The sequence below is a fragment of the Novosphingobium sp. SG720 genome, assembly GCF_012275365.1.
Classification (GTDB): domain Bacteria; phylum Pseudomonadota; class Alphaproteobacteria; order Sphingomonadales; family Sphingomonadaceae; genus Novosphingobium; species Novosphingobium rhizosphaerae.
In genome coordinates this window covers 1902354-1919510 of sequence record NZ_JAAZQN010000001.1, presented here as the reverse complement: position 1 = coordinate 1919510, position 17157 = coordinate 1902354, and the positions used below count along the sequence as shown (strand labels likewise).

The window sequence follows — 17157 nt, the reverse complement described above, 5'->3', positions numbered from 1 at the left end:
CAGTGAAGGATCAGCGATCGATCAGAACGAATACTTGATGCTGGCCAGCCCGGTGGTGCCGGAGTTGACGATGTCGGAAATGGCCAGCGAATGGCGCCCGATGTGCGCCCAATAGGTGTAGTTGTTGAACAAGTTGGCCACCGAGATGTCGGCCTTGAGGCCATTGCCGAAATCGTAGCCAGCGTGGAGGTCGACCCGCTTGACCGGGCGCACCCAGCGATCGTCCCAGCGGGTGGCTTGGCCCAGGTAGTTGTAGGATTCGAGATAGGCGCCGGTGTAGTTGTAGATGGCGTCGATCGAGAAACCACCGAGCGCATAGAACACGCGGGCCTGGCCCATCACGTCGGGCGCGTTCTGGATATTGCGGATCACGCCGTTGCCGATGTCCACGCTGGTCCACTGCCGGGTGAGATTGGCGCCGATGCCGAAACCGCGCAGCGCACCGGGCAGTTCGACGAAGGTCTTCTGCACCTGAAATTCCACGCCATAGACATTGCCGCTGCCGCCGTTGAGGGGGCGGGTGACGAAGGTTTGCCCGGTGCCGTCGCTAGTGGCGGTATTGAGCAGCGTGGTGCCGCTGTCATAGAGGTAGTTGGTCAGCCGCTTGTAATAGCCGCCCAGCATGACATGGCCGGAGGCTGCGAAGTTCCATTCCACCGAGGTGTCGATGTTGATCGCGCGGATCGGCTTCAGGTTGGGATTGCCTTCCACGATCGTGGTCTTGCCATCGTCGCCGGCGCGGGCGGTGGAACTGCCGCCCAGCTGGAAGAACGGTGGGCGGGTATAGGAAAACCACACGTCGCCGCGCGCCACAATCTTGTCGCTGGGGCGCCAGTTGGCAAACAGGCTGGGCAGCAGCACGTCGTAAGTGGTGCGGTTGCTGGAGAAGGCGCCAGGCTGTTCGACCCCGGCAGAATAGGCCATGACCCAGTAGGTGTTGTTGATCGTGGTGTGTTCGAAGCGCAGGCCGGGGATCACTTCCAGGTTGCCAGCCTTGAGCGTGGCCGTGGCATAGCCCGCCGCCACCGTTTCGCGGCCCGACAGCGTGCCGCAATTGTAGTTGTTCACATAGAGCGAACCGCATGTGTCGAAGCTGTTGTAGCTTGATCCATCGGCTTCGTTGGCGAACTGGTACTTGTAGAACAAGTTGAACAGCGCAGCCTTGTTGAAGCGTGGCAGCGACCAGTCATAAAGGCCCGGATAAGTGTGGGCATAAGTGCCGTTGGTCAGGCCCAGTTGCGCCCAGGTCGTGCTGTGGCCCAGGTAGTTGGCCACATAGTCGGTCGTCCAGTCGCGGCTGGTCACGTTGCGCTTGCTGCTTTGCAGCTTGGCACCGAAGGCGATGCTGTGCAGCAGGCTGTCATCGGCAAATTCGCGGCTCACGTCGATACGGCCGCCCCACTTGCGCTGGCCGCTGAACTGTTCGGTGAGCTGGCCGGCGCGGCGCGCGGGCAGGACGCTGGCGGAATTGTCGAACGCGTCGAAGATGGCCTGGTTATAGAGCGCGACGGGGTAGTTGTCGCTATAGCCAACCGATTGTCCGCCCAGCGGAATCTTGGAGCCGCTGGTATACTTGTCGGACTGGTTGATGCGGGCCGAGGCCTCGATATGGTTGGGGCGGTTGTTGTGCCCTTCGCTGTAGAACACTTCGGGCGCGATCTTCCAGGCGCCAAGCTGCTTTTCCCCGCCAAAGGCGGCGGTGGCGAGGATTGCGGTCTCCGGGTTGGTTTCGAAGTAGTTGCGCACCGAGACCGAAGGCACGGTGAGGATATAGCGATCGGTGCCGGGCGAAAGTACCCAGGCCTTGGTGCCACCGTTGTACTGCGCCAGGGTGGAATCCTGCTCTGTCAGCGCCTTGGCATAGGTGCCGCGCAGATAGACGCGCGTGGTATCGTCGGGGCGCCAGTCGAGCGAGGCATTGCCGCCAAACCGGCGCGTCTTGCCGCTGGACACGCCCGCGTCAAAGCCGGTGAGCGCGGCATTGCGTTCGGGATCGAGGCCGGGATAGCTGGTGCCCGAGCTGTTGGACGCATTGAGATAGCCCCAGCTGCCATCATCGTGCGCCGATTGCGCGCCGCGGATCTCGCTGTTGGTGTACGTGCGCTTGTCGTAATAGCCGCTGACGTAGATGCCCATGGTGTGACCGGGGCCAAAACGCGACGAAAATTCTGCCGCCACGCCGCCGCCCAGGCCGCTGTCGCCATACGTGCGCGCGCGGGTTTCGAGGCGGCCCGAGGCGGTCACGCTGCCGTGCAGGCGATCGGAATAGTCGAAGGCCGAGGGCGTGCGGAAATCCACGGTGCCGCCGATCGCATCGCCATCCATATCGGCGCGCGAGGCCTTGTTGAGCACGATGGTGTTGAGGCCCGTGGGCGGCAGCAGGGTAAGCTGCACGCCGCGGCTATAGGGTTGGCCCTGGGCGACGTTGACGCCGTTGATCAGGTTGACGTTGTATTCGGAATTGAGGCCGCGGATGGTCACATACATGCCTTCCCCGCGCGAGGCGCCATCGACGCCGCCGATGAACGAGGAGCCGGTGTTGACGACGTTGACGCCTGGCAACAGGCCCAGCGCTTCGGCCACGTTGTGCACGGCGGTGTGGCGCAGGTCTTCTTCCGAAAGAACCGAGATCGGGTGGGAGGACTGGAACTGGATATCGGCGGCCTGCTTGCGCGTGCCGATCACCACGATGGCGCGTTCGTCCTGCGTGGGCGCGGCATCGGCATCGGCCGAAGGCAGCGCTTGCGGCGCCTGTTGCGCCACGGCCGGAACGATCATCGTGTGGAGTGCGCTGGCCAGCAGGGCCGGGCGCAGATACGAAACTGGCATGTTTTCCCCCTTCGAGAAACACGACCGGCCGCAGTGGGCGGGTCTGCCCGGAAGGACGCAGACACACCCCGCGATTCCCCGAAAAAATTTGACGGCACAAATGTCACGCCGCTGTCACGGCAGGCCCCTAGGGCGCCCGGCTATGCGCCTGCGGGCGATCGTTCCCGTCTGGATGGGCCGGGTGCCGCAAGGGGCTGTCATGGCAAGAACGGGGTCAAACATGCGGAGCATCGACGGGGATTGTCATGCGCCGCAGAGCCTGGCGCCCGGGCCGCTGGAGGCGGCGACCAGCGCGGACGAAATGGCGGCGCTGCGTACCTATCTCAGGCGGCGCATGCGCGAGGGGCAGGACCTGGATGACATGGTCCAGGACGTCTACTTGCGCGTGCTGGCAGCGCCCGAAGCCGGCCCGGTGGGCAATGTTCGGGGATTTCTGCGCCGGGTTGCGTCTAACCTGTTGATCGACCGCTACCGCAGGAAGGCTGCCCGCTTGTCCGACGACCATATCACGCTGGACGAGCATATCGTCGATGATGGTGCCCTGGCGCCCGACCGCATCGCATCGGGCCGGGAGGAACTGGCGCTGCTGGGCGATGCGCTGGAATCGATCGGGCCGGTGGCGCGCGATGCGTTCCTCTTGGTGCGCGTGGAAGGCTTCAGCCACAAGGAAGCCGCGCAACGGCTGAAGATCACGCCCAAGGCGGTTTCGCATCATGTGGAACGCACGCTGGCCCGCATGGCCGAACGCCTGAAGGAGGGCAGCGCCCGATGAGTGCGCCCAACTCTGGGGAAAGCGCCCTGCTGGCACAGGCCGCGCAGTGGCTGGAGCGTGCGCGCAGCGGCAGCGAGGAAGACCGCATTGCGTTTCGCGCGTGGTTGCGGGAAAGGCCGGAACACCTGGCGGCGATGGACCTTGTCGAACGCGCCTGGCGCGGGGCGCCGCGCGCCGCGGCAGCCAAGGGGCTGCACGCGCGCGGTGCGGCGGCGGCACCGGCAAGCCAGTCCCGGTTGCGCTGGCAGATCGCGGTCCCGGTGCTGGGCACGGCCTTGGCCGCGCTGGCGGCGGTGGCAGTGTGGACGCTCAACCTGCAGGAGCAGCACCTGGCCGCGCCGGCTGACCGCACGGCCAGCTTTGCCTTGGCCGATGGCAGCCGGGTGTGGCTGACACCGGGCAGCGCGGTGACGCTGCGCGCCACGTTGCTCGACCGGTCGGTGCGCCTGGATGGCGAGGGCACGTTCGACGTGAAGCACGAGCGACGGCCATTTGCGGTGACGGCTGGCGAGGTGCGCGTGGTGGATCGCGGCACGCTGTTCTCGGTGGCACGCCGCGATGGCCAGACCGCCGTGATCCTGGCGCGCGGCGCGATCGATATCGAAGACAGCCGCAATGGCACGTTGATCGCCACGCCCCGGCCGGGGCAGCAGGTCTCGCTGGCCGGCGATACCGCAACGATTGCGCCGGTCGATGCCGATGCGGCGCTGGCCTGGCGCGAAGGGCGCCTGGTGGTGGAGGATCAACCGCTGGCAGCCGTGGCAGCGCGGCTGGCGCAACTCAGCGGCATGCCGATCGTGCTGCACGATCCCACGATCGGTGCGTTGCATGTCTATGGCACCTATCGCATCGGCGACGTGCCCCAGTTCCTCGATGCCCTTGGGGCGCTTTATCCCGTGGCCTGGCGCCGGACCGAGCAGGGGTATGAGGTTTTCCGCCGCTAGCGCCGCTTGGCTGGGTGCGCTTTGCCTGGCGCTCGCCCCGGCCCATGCCATGGCGGCGCCCGTTGTGGCGGCGCGCGTCGTCCTGCCGGCGATGCCGCTGGGCGATGCGCTGCTGGCCCTGGCGCGCCGGACCGGGCGCAACATCCTGTTTGCGGCGAGCGACGTGGCCGGGGTGCAGGCGCCGGCCATCCGCGCCCGCGATTTCGACCAGGCCCTGCATATCCTCGCGCGCAGCAATGGCCTGGTCGCCACGCGTCTGGCGGGCGGCGCCGTGCGCCTGCGCCGGCCACAATCCCCTGCGCCACGCACCCGCCCGGCCGTACCCCGCCGCACGGTGGCCCCGCCCGTTCCACCCACGATCGAGGACCGCACGGCGATCGTGGTGGAAGCCAGCCTGGCTGCGCGGGCCTGGACCGCGGGCAACGCGGTGCGGCCGCAGGATGCGCTGGCGAGCACGCAGATCCGCCGACTGCCCGACCGCACGATTGCCGAGGCATTGGGCCGGCTGCCCGGCATCGTCACGCTGGCTACTTCGTTGGAAGGGGCGATGGGCCGGGTGGACCATGCCGGGCGCGCAACCGGTGATTTCGTGGCGATGCGCGGCCTGCCGGGCACTTATGTGGAAACGCGGATCGACGGCTTCGAAATCCCGCAGAGCCTGCCCTATAGCCGGGGAACGCAGCTGGGGCTGATGGCCCTGGCGCCCGACATGGCCCTGCAAGTGCACCGCGTGCTCGATGCCCGCCTGGCGGGCGAAGCGATTGCTGGAACGCTCGATATCGATCACCTGGCCCCCTTTGCCGCCAAGGCGCGGGGCCTGCGGATCGGCCTGACCGCCGGGGCCGACGACCAGGCCTGGCGCTTTGGCCAGAACGCCGGCACGTGGGGCGCCAATGCCGGGTTTGGCTGGCAGGCGCCCGATGGGCGGCTGGCGCTGACGGCCAGCGCGGCGTTGAGCCGGCGGCATTTCGCCAGCGTCGAGCAGACTTATCAGTCGGGCAACCTGGCCTATGCGCTGACCGACGCGCAGGGCCAGAGCGCGCCGGGGCTGGACCCTGCGGCCAATCTCCTGCTCGCCTCGGTCAACGCGCAAGTAACGCGCGGCTCTGCGCACGAGGAAACCGCATTCGTAGCGCTGGGCTGGCGCGCCGACGACCGGTTGACGGTGACCGCCAGCGCGATGTGGGCCAGCCGCGCCATCGCGCAGGATGTGTACCAAGTGAGCGTGCAGGGCGGCCGCGCCGCCGGGTTCTTTGCCCAGACGGCCACATCGGCCGGCCTGTTGCAAACGCAAAGTGTGCGCGCCGATGCGCATTACTGGTTCGAGACCAACCCCGAGCGCGACCGGCTGGGCATGGCCCAACTGGCCCTGGCATGGAACGCCGGGCGCGTGCAGGCGCAAGCGCGGGTGTTTGGCGCGCTGGGGCGTACCGACCGGCCCGACCATATCGAGATTTCGTTCTGGGATGCCGATGCCACGCGGCTTTCGGGCGGGGTGCGCACCGCCTATGTGCGCGGCTTTCCGGTGCTGCGGCTTGATCCCGGCGATGTCGCGCTGGTCGCCAATCCGCTGGCCTTTCCCGTGCACAACCAGGGCGAGCGGGAGAGCGAGACGAGCCAGGACCATCGCCTGGGCGGCGATTGGCGGGTGCGCCTGGCAGACGATGCGGCCTGGGATGGGGAGATCGGCGGCCTGGCGGTGCGATCGTGGCGCAGCCGCGCGACCGCGCATTTCCTCTATGCCGATACGCTGCCGGCCGGCACCACGCTTGGCAACAGCGGGTTGGTCGACGGGCAGATCGGCCCCGTTCTGCGCGGGATCTATGACTATACCATCCCGACCATTTCCGATGCCGCCCTGCTGCGCGCGATCGGCCGCGCCACCGTCCAGCCGCGTACGATCGATGACAGCAATGCCAATGCCTATGCCGTGCTGGAAGACCGGCTTGCGGCCTATGTCGTGGTGGGCCGGCCATTGGCCGATGGGCTGGACGCGGCGCTGGGCCTGCGCGGGGAATGGTCGCACATTGGCGGCCGCTATTGGTTGGCGGGCAACGATGGTGTGCCGGCCGATGGGGTGGCCTATGGCTGGAACCGGCTTGCGGCGCGCTATGCCGCGCTGCTGCCCAGCGTGACGCTCCACTGGCGTAGCGCCGGGCCGTGGACTGCGGATGCGGCGCTATGGACCAGCATGACCAGGCCATCGCCCTTCCAGTTGACCGGCGGTGGCAGCGCCACGCGCGACAGCCAGGGCGTTACCGAAATCCAGGTGTCCAACCCCGATCTCAAGGCGGTGCGCGGGACCAACCTCGATCTGGGCTTGGCCTGGCAGGGGCCGGGGGGGCTTCATCTCGCACTTGGCGCCTTTGCCAAGCGCCTCTCCCGCTATCTCAACGATACCGGGAATGATCTGAACAATCCGGCCAGCGTGATGCAATATCGCGCCGTTCGCCTGATCCGCCCCGAAAACGGCGGCACCGCCACGATCCTGGGCGCAGAGGCGAGCGTGGCCCTGCCGCTTGGCCTTGTGGCCGGGGCGTTGCGCCATTTTGCCTTGGCCGGTGATCTCACGCTGCTGCACAGTGCCGTACATCTGGAAAACCCTGCGTTGGACAGGGTGGAGCGCACGCAATATGCCCCGGCCAGCAACCTCTTGTTGCGGCTGCATTATGATGATGGTCGTTTCTCGGCCGATGCGGCCTGCCGCCTGACCGGCGCCTATATCCAGGAATACGGTATCGAGGTGCCGAGCTTTGCCGGCACCGCGCCGCTTTCGGGCAGCGCGCTCGATACCTGGGTGCGGCCTTCGCGGCAGATCGATTTCGCCATGGCGCGCAGTTGGGGCACCCAGACGCTGCGCCTCGCCTTGCGCAATGCGCTGGGCGATACAGCCTATCGCGCCACGATCGGCCGATATAGCGACGCCGTGCCGCAGACGATCCTGGGCGGGCGGCAACTGCTGTTGACGTGGTCCGCCGGATTTTGACTCGGCAATCAGCCCAAATGCTGCCTAGCCAGCGATGATCCGGCACAGCAGTGCCAAAAGCAGCGCTGGCGGCATGGCAACCAGGCCCACCTTGAGGAACGTGGCAAAACCCACGTCTTCGCCTTCGCGCCGGATCACCTGGAGCCAAAGGATCGTGGCGAGCGAGCCGGTGATCGACAGGTTGGGGCCCAGATCGACCCCGATCAGCAGCGCATCGACGATCACGCGGGGCGGGTGCGCCAGGGCCACCGCGCTGGCGGCGACCAGCCCGGCAGGCAAGTTGTTCATGATGTTGGACACCAGTGCCAGCACCGTGCCCGATGCCAGGGCCGCACTGGCAGGATGGGCCGAAGCCTGCGCCAGCATGTTGGCCACGGCGCCGATCGCACCGGTACGCGCCACTGCTTCGACCACCAAGAACAATCCCGCGACCAGCGGCAGCACGCCCCATGCCACATGCCGCGCCAGCCCCAGCGGGGATTGTCGGGCCTGCAGCGAGACGCCGATGGCGCAGGCAAGACCGGCCAGCGCGGTGGGCAGGCCCAGCGGGCGGTCGAACGCGGAGGCCGCGATCAGCACGCCGGCCGTCAGCACGATGGCCAGCAGGGCCGCCTGGCCGGCGCGCGACAGGGCGGGGCGCTCCACCACGGTTGCGCATTGCCCGGCCAGGTCGCGCCGGAAATACCAGCGCAGCGCAACGTAGGTCGCACCGATCGCGGCGATCGAGGGCAGGGCAAAGGCCGCCAGCCAGGGGCCGAGCGGTGGCATATGCCCGCCATAGAGCACGAGGTTGGCGGGATTGGAAATCGGCAGCACGAAACTGGCCGCATTGGCAATCAGCGCGCAGGCGAACAGCAGCGGCAACGGTTCAGCCCGCGCCTGCCGCGCCACGGCAAAAACCGCCGGGGTCAGCACCACGGCGGTGGCGTCGTTCGACAGGAACACCGTCACCCCCGCGCCGGTCACATAGACCAACGTGAACAGCCGTGCGCGCGAAGCCCTGGCGTGATTGACCGCAGCGGCGGCGATCCAGTCGAACACGCCGTGCTGGCGCGCCGCCTCGCTCAACAGCATCATGCCGGTCAGGAACAGATAGACGTCCAGCCCCTTGACCACGGCCGAGCCAGCCGCCGCCAGTGGCATCAACCCGGTGACCAGCAGCAAGGCTGCGCCGCTGACCGCCCAGATCCATTCCGGCCAGCGCATCGGGCGGGCAATCACCCCGGCGGTGGAAAGGCTGGCAATCGCCCAGATGGCGCCGGTGGCAGAAGACATCGTCGCGCTCATGGCCATCTATCGCCAACGGCGCAAGCCGGCCGCAGCGTAGCGGCAAAGCCGATCCACAGCGCCAGGCTGACCAGCGCAAAGCCGCCCAGGATCAGGAACGTGGCGTGATAGCCCAGCATCTGCGCCAGCCAGCCGCCGATCGCGGGCGAAAGACTGGCGCCCACGCCCTGCACGGTCATCACCGCGCCCTGGCCCACGTTGACCCGGCCCGTGCCATTGAGCAGGCAGGCGATCAGGCCGGGCACCGCCACGCTCTGCAGGCCCGCGCCGATGCCATCGAGCGCCTGGACCGGCCATACGCCCCAATGTTCGATGAAGGTGCCGGCCAGAACGCCGCGCAGCGGCAGCGCCGCGAACGAAACCAGCAGGACCAGCCAATAGCCACGTCCTTGCGCCAGCTTCATCGCCACGAGGCTGGCGACGATCATCACCGCCTGGGCCACCATCACCGTGGTGGCGGTGAACATCGCCGGGTCACCCTTGCCCATGCCGACCACCGCCATGCCATAAAGCGGCAGCATTGCCCCGTTGCCCAGGTGGAAGCACGCGAGCGCCGCAGCCAGGATCATCAGCGGCTTTTGCCGCAGCAGTTCGCGAAAGCCTTCGGCCTGTCCATTGGCTTGGGCTTGGTCGTGGTGCTCCAATCCGCGCGCGGCACGGTGATCGATCGCGCGTTCGGGAATGGAAAGAACCGAAGCGATCGCCAGGACCCCGAACGCAGCGGCCAGAAAGAAGATCGCCGGCATGCCAAAGCGCCAGCCCAGCCAGCCCGAAAGCCCGGCACCAACCATGTTGCCGGCGTGGTTCCACGCCTGGTTGCGCCCGTTCTGCGCGTTGAAGCCGCGTTGGCGAACTACCCCCAGGGTGATGCCGGCAACGGCCGGGCCAATCGCGGCACCGGCGATCGCCGTGGCCACCTGGCTGCCTGCCACGACTGCGAAGGATTGCGACCACAGCAGCAGGAACGAGGCGAGCACGGTGCAGATGCCGGTGACCACCACCACCCAGCGCTTGTGAGGGGTGTGGTCGATGAACGCGCCGGCCGGAACGGTCATGGCCATGCCGGCAATGCCGCCGGCGGTCATTACCGTGCCGATCGGGCCGGTCTGCCAGCCACGCTGTTGCAGGAACACGCCCAGGAACGGGCCGATGCCGGCCTGCATGTCTGCCATGAAGAAATTGAGCGCCTGGAGCGCGCGCGCAGCGCGCCGCTGGTCCGTGGTGGCAGACGGCCGCTGGCCACGATCGATTGCATCTGCTGCTGTTGCGCCCACGCCTGCCGCCTTTTTCCAATACGCGGCGAGTTCAACCCCGGCGCTGGGTAATGTTTCCCTGGCAATGTGGGCAGATAGCCCTGCCTGCACGCGCCTGGCAGGTGCGCGCGCTCGCAAAGGTGGATCGGTCACAGCGACCACAGGCGCCCTCCGTGCGGCCCAAGGCGGTGACAATGGCAACACCGCGGTGCCTAAAATGCAATAGCCATCGGGCTTGTCTGCCGCAACGCTGCGGCAGTCTGATCGCCAGGGCAAAAATCCCGGCAAATAGGCCGATATAAAAATCCAGCGTTCGCAAAATATCGAAACCATCAAGTCATGAAAATGAGGGGTTGTGTAATGTTGATGTGCGATAGAGCTATTGGATTTTTGCCACGTCAGAATGCGCGTATAAGAAGCCTGTCAAGTGCGGCTGCAATCCTGATAGCGATCGGTACTGGCCACCAGGCATTGGCGCAGGCTTCCCCGGCGGACCAGACTGCCTCGGATGATGAGATCGTCGTCTCTGCCCAGCGCCATAACGAGGTCTTGAGCAAGGTTCCGCTGTCCATCGTGACCTATTCCCAGGAATTGATGGACCAGCAGAACATCCGCTCGATCGATGATATCGCCCGTCTCACGCCGGCGCTGAACTTCTCGACCACGGCGGGCGTCACCGGCAACAACGGCTCCAACATCGCCATTCGCGGGCTCAAGTCCGATGTCGGCTCGGCCACCACGGCCCTCTATATCGACGATACCCCCATCCAGATGCGCAATGTGGGCTATTACGGCGGCAATCCCTATCCACGCGTGTTCGACCTGGAACGCGTTGAAGTGCTGCGCGGGCCGCAAGGCACGCAGTTTGGTGCCAGTGCCGAAGGTGGTGCGGTGCGGTTCATCACCACCAGCCCGAACTTCGACAAGCTTTCGGTCTATTCGCGCTCGCAGCTCTCGTTCACCCAGAACGGTTCGCCCAGTTTCGAGACGGGGCTTGCGGTCGGCGCGCCGATCACTCCGACCCTCGCATTCCGGGCCAGTGGCTGGTACCAGCATGTCGGCGGCTATGTCGATCGCGTCTCGCCCACCACCGGGATCGTCCAGCAGCAGGACGTGAATTACCAGGACAACTATTCGGTGCGCCTGGCGCTGGGTTGGAAAGCCACCCCGGACCTGACGGTTACGCCCAAGCTGTTCTTCCAGCGTACCCGCCAGAACAGCCGGGACGATTACTGGGAAGGCTACGGCAATGCGGCCAAGTCCAACTACGTCACCGGGACGCCGCAAGCCGACCCCACCACCGACAAGTTCTGGTTGCCGTCGCTGACGCTCGACTGGCAGCATGGCACGCTCGAAGTTGTCTCGACCACGTCGTACTTCGCGCGCGATCAGCAGCAGACCTTGAGCTACGGAACCTATTTCGGGTTCATCAACACCGGCGATCCGTTCGGCACATACGCGGACGAAGATCCGTCCAACAGCCAGGATTTCCTGACGATGAAGCAGCGCAACTTCACCCAGGAAGTGCGCGTCCAGTCCTATGGCAACAAGACGCTCGATTGGAGCGTGGGCGGATTTTTCTCCAAGACCAAGCAATCGTTCAGCAATTTCACCCAGTCCGGCCTCGTCGAGGGGACGCTGGTCTTTGGTAGCCCGCAATACCAAGGGGTCTACAGCTATGTGAACCTCGTCGAGGCGCGCGACACCCAGGTGGCCGGCTTTGCCAGCGTCGATTTCAAGCCGGTCGATCGCCTCAAGATCACCGCCGCGCTGCGCTATACCCACGACGTGTTCAACTTCGTCGATACGGTCAAGGGGCCCTATACCGGCGGTACCGACATCGTTTCGCCCGCGCACAACACCGAAGGGGATTGGACGCCCAAGTTCGGCATCGACTTCCAGGTCACGCCCACCACGATGCTCTATGCCTCTGCCACCAAGGGTTTCCGCCCGGCCGGCGCACAGCCTTCGACCTATAGCTCCGCCTGCGATGGCGATCTGGCTACGCTGGGCATGACCAACGTCCCCTCCGCCTACAAGTCGGACTCGCTGTGGTCATACGAGGCCGGAGCGAAGGGCAAGGCCTTGGCTGGGCTGCTCAACTTCGATGTCGGCGGCTATCTGCTCAAGTGGCGCAACATGCAGCAGTCGATCCGCCTGCCCACCTGCAGCTTCTCGTTCATCGATAACCTGGGCAACGCCACCGGACGCGGCGTGGAAGCGGCGATCGAAGTCAAGCCGGCGAAGGGCGTCGTGCTGGGCGGCAACATCGGCTATACCAACCTGACTTATGACGACAACGTCTATGGCGGCAACGGCCTGCTGCTCAAGGCCGCTGGACAGCGCATCAGTGGCCCGATCTGGAGCGGCCACCTCTATGCCACGGTGGAACGCCCGGTGAGCGCTGCGATCGACGGCTACCTGCGCCTCGATTACAGCTTTGCCAGCAGCAGCGCGCTCGATACGGTGAAGGGCGCCTATGGGTATGACCCGGGCCTCTATGCCCTGGGCGGCACCAATTTCCTGCAACTGCGGTTCGGTGGTCGCATGGGCGGGTTCGATGCCTCGCTGTTCGTCGATAACCTCACCAACTCGCGCGACCTCCTGGCCCGCAATCACGACGGCGTGGGCAGCTATCTGTACTTCAACCAGACCTATCGCCCGCGCACGATCGGCGCGACCTTGCAGTATCGCTATTGATTAAATGCGGGGCAGCGGGGCGGGCGCGCTTGCCCGTCCCGCTGCCCTTTCGTGTTCAGGCTTGCAGGATCGGATTGGCCCAGGCTTCGCCGATGAGTGCCATGCGGCGCGCGAAGGGGATTTCTCCCGCGCGTGGCTGCAGCCCTTCAAGATGAAACACGCTGGGGGTTCCGGGCACGAACCGGGGCCAGGCTGGGCGCCCCCCGCCATTGGGATCGCCCTGCCGGGCAAAGTCCAGCCAATAGCCCGATAGCATGGCGCTGATCGCGCGCTGTTCGGCGCTGACCGGCTCGCCCCGCGCGCCCAGGGTGCGCAGCACCAGCCCGATCTCTGCCCCGTGGAAGGCGCAACGACGCGTGCCGTTGCCCAGGCGCGGCATGCCGTCATAGGTGAAATGGTAGAGATAGGCCGGATCGCTGCCGAACCGGGCCATGGCAGAGGCGAGCGCGGCGGTGTTCCAGTTGAAGATCAGGTCGCCGAACACTTCCGCGCCACGCGCGGCGGCTTCCTGCGCGGTTTGCGCGGGATAGACCGCGCGCGCCTTGGCCGCCAGCGGGCCGAACGTTTCTGTCAGCGCTGCGTCCAGGCCGGCCACCGTGCCTCCGCCCATCGGCGCAAAGATCGCGCCTTCGTCGGCATTGTAGCCAGCGAGCAGGGGCACGCGGGCGTGGTTGCCGTCGCGGATCATGGCAAAGGGGTGGGCGGGGATCACGTGCCCGTCGAGCGCCGGTTGGAAATTCCACGATCCGTCATAGGCCCTGACCAGCGCCATGGCGTCCATCTTGCGCAAGTCTGCCAGGCGGGGCGCGCCGACCTTTGCGCCAAAGGCCAGGCCGGCCTGCTCCATCGGGGCCAGATCGGCAATCATCGACAGGCCGTTGACCTGGCCCATCGGCGCGCCGCTTTGCGCGATGGCACGATGGAACAGGCCGCGCGATTGGGGCAGGACCAGGTGATAGGCGACGCTGAAGGCGCCGGCCGACTGGCCCAGGATCGTGACATTGCCCGGATCCCCGCCAAACGCCGCGATGTTCTCCTTGACCCAGCGCAGCGCGGCGATCTGGTCGAGCAGGGCATAGTTGCCCGAAACGCCATCGGGCGACTCACTTGCCAATTCGGGATGGGCGAAAAAGCCCAGGATGCCGACGCGGTAGTTGATGCTGACGAAAATCACGTCCTGCCCGGCCATCGCCGCGCCGTCATAGCGTGGATCGTCCGTCGTCCCCGAGACATAGGCGCCGCCGTAGATCCACACCATGACCGGTCGCGGCTTGTCCGCGCGGGGCGGAGCCCAGACATTGAGCGTGAGGCAGTCTTCCGACATGCCCGGCACGCGCTGGTCAGGGCCGTCGAAGGATTGCGGCATGGCACAGGGGCTGGCGCCGAAACGATCGCCCGGCCGCACCCCCCGCCACGGCTGAACCGGGCCAGGCGGGCGCCAACGCATCGGTCCGACAGGTGGCGCTGCGTAAGGGATGCCGAGCCAGGCCGTCACACCAGGCACCGCGGTTGCACGGCCGGCGACTTTGCCACCGGTCACCGTGACGACGGACGGTCGCCGTGTTGGCGTGTGGGCCGATGCGGCCGTGGCGGCAAGCGCGGCGCCACCGGCAGAAAGGAAGCTGCGACGATCAAGCGTGGACATGGAACCGTGCCTTTCTTTCTGGCGCCCCGGTCCTGCGAACCATCCTGAGAAACAGGCACGCCAGCCGGCAAAGCCTGAGCAGGCGGCCGCCTTAGGTCTGTAGCCCATCCCGCACGCGCGCGTGCCCGAATTCGCAACGCCGATCCGCCGCGCACCGATCGCGGGGAGCGGGCGCTTTGTCCACGGCCTCGCCGGTGGAATGGCGCCTGCGCGCCTTAGGGCAGCGCGCGCCAGCCTTCCACGCGGCCTTCGCCCGCGTCCACACGCAGCAGGTCACCGCTGGCGATCAGATCGAGCGGGTCACGGTCGAAATCGGTAAGGGCCGGTACCCGCAGCACCACCGCGCCCAGCGCCGCTTTCGTGGTCGTCACGTTGAACAGCAGGGCCAGCGGGGCGGTGCCGGCAAGCCGCGTCATATGGAAGATCGACGACCAGCCCGACGATCCCTTCGCGCCGGGGAACACCAGGATCTTGCCGGCAAAGCTTACCCCGTTGAGTTCATGCCGACTTTCGATCACGGTTCCGGCCATGGGGTTTACACCGCCCCAGCCAGAGATCGTGTCGCGCGTGACCAGCGCTTCGCCAACGATGACGCCGGGAACGACGCAACGCCCGTGGATCACATAATCGGGCGTGCGGGTGGGGAGCGGGGCGGCACTCATGCGAGGTCCCCACGCCAGACGCCGGTACAGGCGGCATCGATGCATTCGGCGGTGGTGCCAAACCAGCCCTCGATCCCCATCATCGCCGGCAGGTAATGAGTCTGCTTGGCGCTGTCGAAGGCGGCCACGCGGGTGCCGGGCGGGATCGCCTGGCTGATTGCCGAGCATGTGTCGGTCATCAGCAGGGCGCCGGCCGCGCGCAGGGTGGCGGTGTGGCCACCCGCATCGGCCACGGCTTTCACCGCGCGGCTGGTGAAGATCCACAGGGCGCAGTTGGCGTGAACCCGGCGGCCCTCGATCAGATGCGCAGCCTCGGCGATCTGCTCGATCGAGTAGTGCGGGCAGCCGAGCATGACGAAATCGACTGCCGTGCTCTGCCCGACGCTGTTGAGCGTTTCCCAGGTGCGCCGCCGCGCCTTTGCATCATAGATGAAGCGCTCGCCGCGCGGGGCCCCGCCGAACGCGGTCTCCAGATCGCGCGCCTCGGGCGTGATGCCGACCATGTGGTACATCTCCACCCCGCCCGAAGAGGCCGCCGCCGCGCCGAAGTGCTTGTGGCGGATCAGCGAAGGGTTGGCGATGGCACCTGAGAGCACAGGGATCGTGTCCTCCACTGCCGCCCCGGTGAAATAGCCGAGCAGGCCCCAGTCGAACACATCGTCTACCGGCACTTGCACGTCGATGGCGTGCTGGCCCAGGCGGTACGCATCGCGGTGAAAGCCCCAGTTGGGAATACGCTTTGCCAGCATCGCCGCGCTGGTCGATTCACGCCCCTCGCAGTTGGTGCGCCCACCGACCACCGAGTTGCAGAAGACCACCGCGCTCGATTCCATCCACGCGCAATGCTCGCCCATCACCGGCACGTTGCCGGCAAGATAGGGCGTGCAGGTCTTGAGCAACTGGATGCCATGGGCCGCTACTTCTGCCTCGTCGGAGCGGAAGTTGGCATTGGCGGCCTCGGTCATGCCCTGTTCGCGCCACAGTTCGGGGTCCATGCCGCCCTGGAGGTGGCACGAAAACGCATTCATCCGCGGCACGTCGACGACGTCATCGGAATCGAGATCGAAACGCGAGAACACCGCGCGATAGTCGCCGCCGTCAGCTGCGTAATATTCCTTCATCCACGGCGAGGCGGAGCCCGGCACCCCGGCAACATTGTTGGTTTCAACGAAATCCTCGGCGCCCAGCGCCTCGGCATAGCGAACCAGCAGCGCCATGGCGCGGGCCACCGCCGGCCCCTGCGCGCCATCGAGCATCGCCTTTTCTTGCGTGGTGAGCGTCACCATGTCGATCCTCTCCATCTTGTAGCAAGCTATCTATTTTAGCAAAATCCCCCAGTATCGGGGGCGCTCAATGGTGCTTAGCGCATCGAATCGAGGCGCTTGAGAATGCGCGTGAGCACTTCGACGGTCACGGCCAGCTTTTCCGGTTCGATCCCGGCCAGCACGTCGCCGCGCAGTTCATTGGTGATCGCCATGATGTCCTCGATGGCCTTTTGCCCGGCCGGGGTGATGCGATTGAGCGTGACGCGCCGATCCTCGGTGCTCTGCTCGCGCTCGATCAGTCCGTCGCGGGCCAGCGCGTCGAGCATGCGCACCATCGTTGGCCCTTCCACGCTGATCAACCGGGCGAGGTCGCCCTGGGTCAACGCCGCATCGGAATAGGCGACGTGGAACAGCGTTTCCCAGCGCGCCATCGTCTGGTTGAGCGCCTTGATGCGGTCGTTGGCAACCTTGCGCCACAACCGTCCCGCCACGACGATGGCACGGGTGACGCGGAACAGGCCGTCGTCGGTGCTGTCGCCGCTGGCGCGGCGGTAGCGCATCAGGTGGCGTTCGGATTCATCAGTGGCAAAGCCACCGGGCAAGGCAATCTCCTCGCGCCGGCGGCCAGGCCGCGCCTGTGCCGGCGCCTTGGGCGGGGCGGCCTTGGGGCCACGCTTGTGGTCGGTGCGGTCGCGCGTTCGCGCCTTGCCGTCGGTATCGTCCATCGGCGCCACCATGCCCGAGGCCGGCGGGATTGTATAGTCTGCTACCGAAGCGGGCGCGGCCGGGCGTGACCGGGGCGGGGCCATGGGCG

11 protein-coding genes are annotated in these 17157 nt (G+C 66.5%); 4 read left to right on the top strand and 7 right to left on the bottom strand.

The window, feature by feature from the left end:
* Window positions 1–21 precede the first annotated feature (21 nt).
* Window positions 22–2829: a TonB-dependent receptor gene (locus FHW94_RS08575; RefSeq protein WP_246865930.1), complete on the bottom strand. Its 2808-nt coding sequence runs from the start codon at window positions 2827–2829 to the stop codon at window positions 22–24.
* A gap of 220 nt (window positions 2830–3049) precedes the next feature.
* Here FHW94_RS08575 and FHW94_RS08570 point away from each other — a divergent pair, with 220 nt between their 5' ends.
* From FHW94_RS08570 to FHW94_RS08560, 3 genes are read left to right on the top strand one after another with little or no spacing between them, the layout of a single operon-like run.
* A complete protein-coding gene (locus FHW94_RS08570) occupies window positions 3050–3601 on the top strand; it encodes an RNA polymerase sigma factor (protein ID WP_168555212.1) in 552 nt (183 codons plus the stop codon).
* Window positions 3598–4545 carry a FecR domain-containing protein gene (locus FHW94_RS08565; protein WP_168555211.1) on the top strand — a complete coding sequence of 316 codons (948 nt, stop codon included), beginning with the start codon at window positions 3598–3600 and terminating at the stop codon, window positions 4543–4545. Before FHW94_RS08570 ends, FHW94_RS08565 begins: the two co-directional genes overlap by 4 nt.
* Window positions 4526–7531 carry a TonB-dependent receptor gene (locus FHW94_RS08560; protein ID WP_168555210.1) on the top strand — a complete coding sequence of 1002 codons (3006 nt, stop codon included), beginning with the start codon at window positions 4526–4528 and terminating at the stop codon, window positions 7529–7531. The genes FHW94_RS08565 and FHW94_RS08560 overlap by 20 nt, the downstream gene beginning before the upstream one ends.
* A 24-nt stretch (window positions 7532–7555) precedes the next feature.
* Here FHW94_RS08560 and FHW94_RS08555 read toward each other — a convergent pair whose 3' ends face one another.
* Together FHW94_RS08555 and FHW94_RS08550 are read right to left on the bottom strand one after the other, a co-directional pair.
* Window positions 7556–8806, bottom strand: a complete 1251-nt coding sequence (locus tag FHW94_RS08555; RefSeq protein ID WP_168555209.1) for an arsenic transporter — start codon at window positions 8804–8806, stop codon at window positions 7556–7558.
* Window positions 8807–8814: 8 nt separating this feature from the next.
* On the bottom strand, window positions 8815–10092 hold the full coding sequence (locus tag FHW94_RS08550) for an MFS transporter (protein WP_349237465.1): 1278 nt from the start codon (window positions 10090–10092) through the stop codon (window positions 8815–8817).
* Window positions 10093–10620: 528 nt separating this feature from the next.
* Here FHW94_RS08550 and FHW94_RS08545 point away from each other — a divergent pair.
* The gene (locus tag FHW94_RS08545) at window positions 10621–12771 is read left to right on the top strand and encodes a TonB-dependent receptor (RefSeq protein ID WP_168555208.1); all 2151 of its coding nucleotides are present in this window, start codon (window positions 10621–10623) and stop codon (window positions 12769–12771) included.
* Window positions 12772–12826: 55 nt separating this feature from the next.
* On the opposite strand, the gene FHW94_RS08540 is transcribed toward FHW94_RS08545, so the two are convergent.
* From FHW94_RS08540 to FHW94_RS08525, 4 genes are all read right to left on the bottom strand, one after another.
* Window positions 12827–14416, bottom strand: coding sequence for a carboxylesterase family protein (locus FHW94_RS08540; RefSeq protein WP_168555207.1), 1590 nt, complete (start codon window positions 14414–14416; stop codon window positions 12827–12829).
* Window positions 14417–14631: 215 nt separating this feature from the next.
* A complete protein-coding gene (locus FHW94_RS08535) occupies window positions 14632–15078 on the bottom strand; it encodes a DUF126 domain-containing protein (protein ID WP_168555206.1) in 447 nt (148 codons plus the stop codon).
* Complete coding sequence (locus FHW94_RS08530; RefSeq protein WP_210425486.1) at window positions 15075–16364, bottom strand: aconitase X catalytic domain-containing protein; 1290 nt, start codon at window positions 16362–16364, stop codon at window positions 15075–15077. The genes FHW94_RS08535 and FHW94_RS08530 overlap by 4 nt, the downstream gene beginning before the upstream one ends.
* A 74-nt stretch (window positions 16365–16438) precedes the next feature.
* Window positions 16439–17152, bottom strand: a complete 714-nt coding sequence (locus FHW94_RS08525) for a MarR family transcriptional regulator (RefSeq protein ID WP_168555205.1) — start codon at window positions 17150–17152, stop codon at window positions 16439–16441.
* Between the last annotated feature and the right edge of the window lie 5 nt (window positions 17153–17157).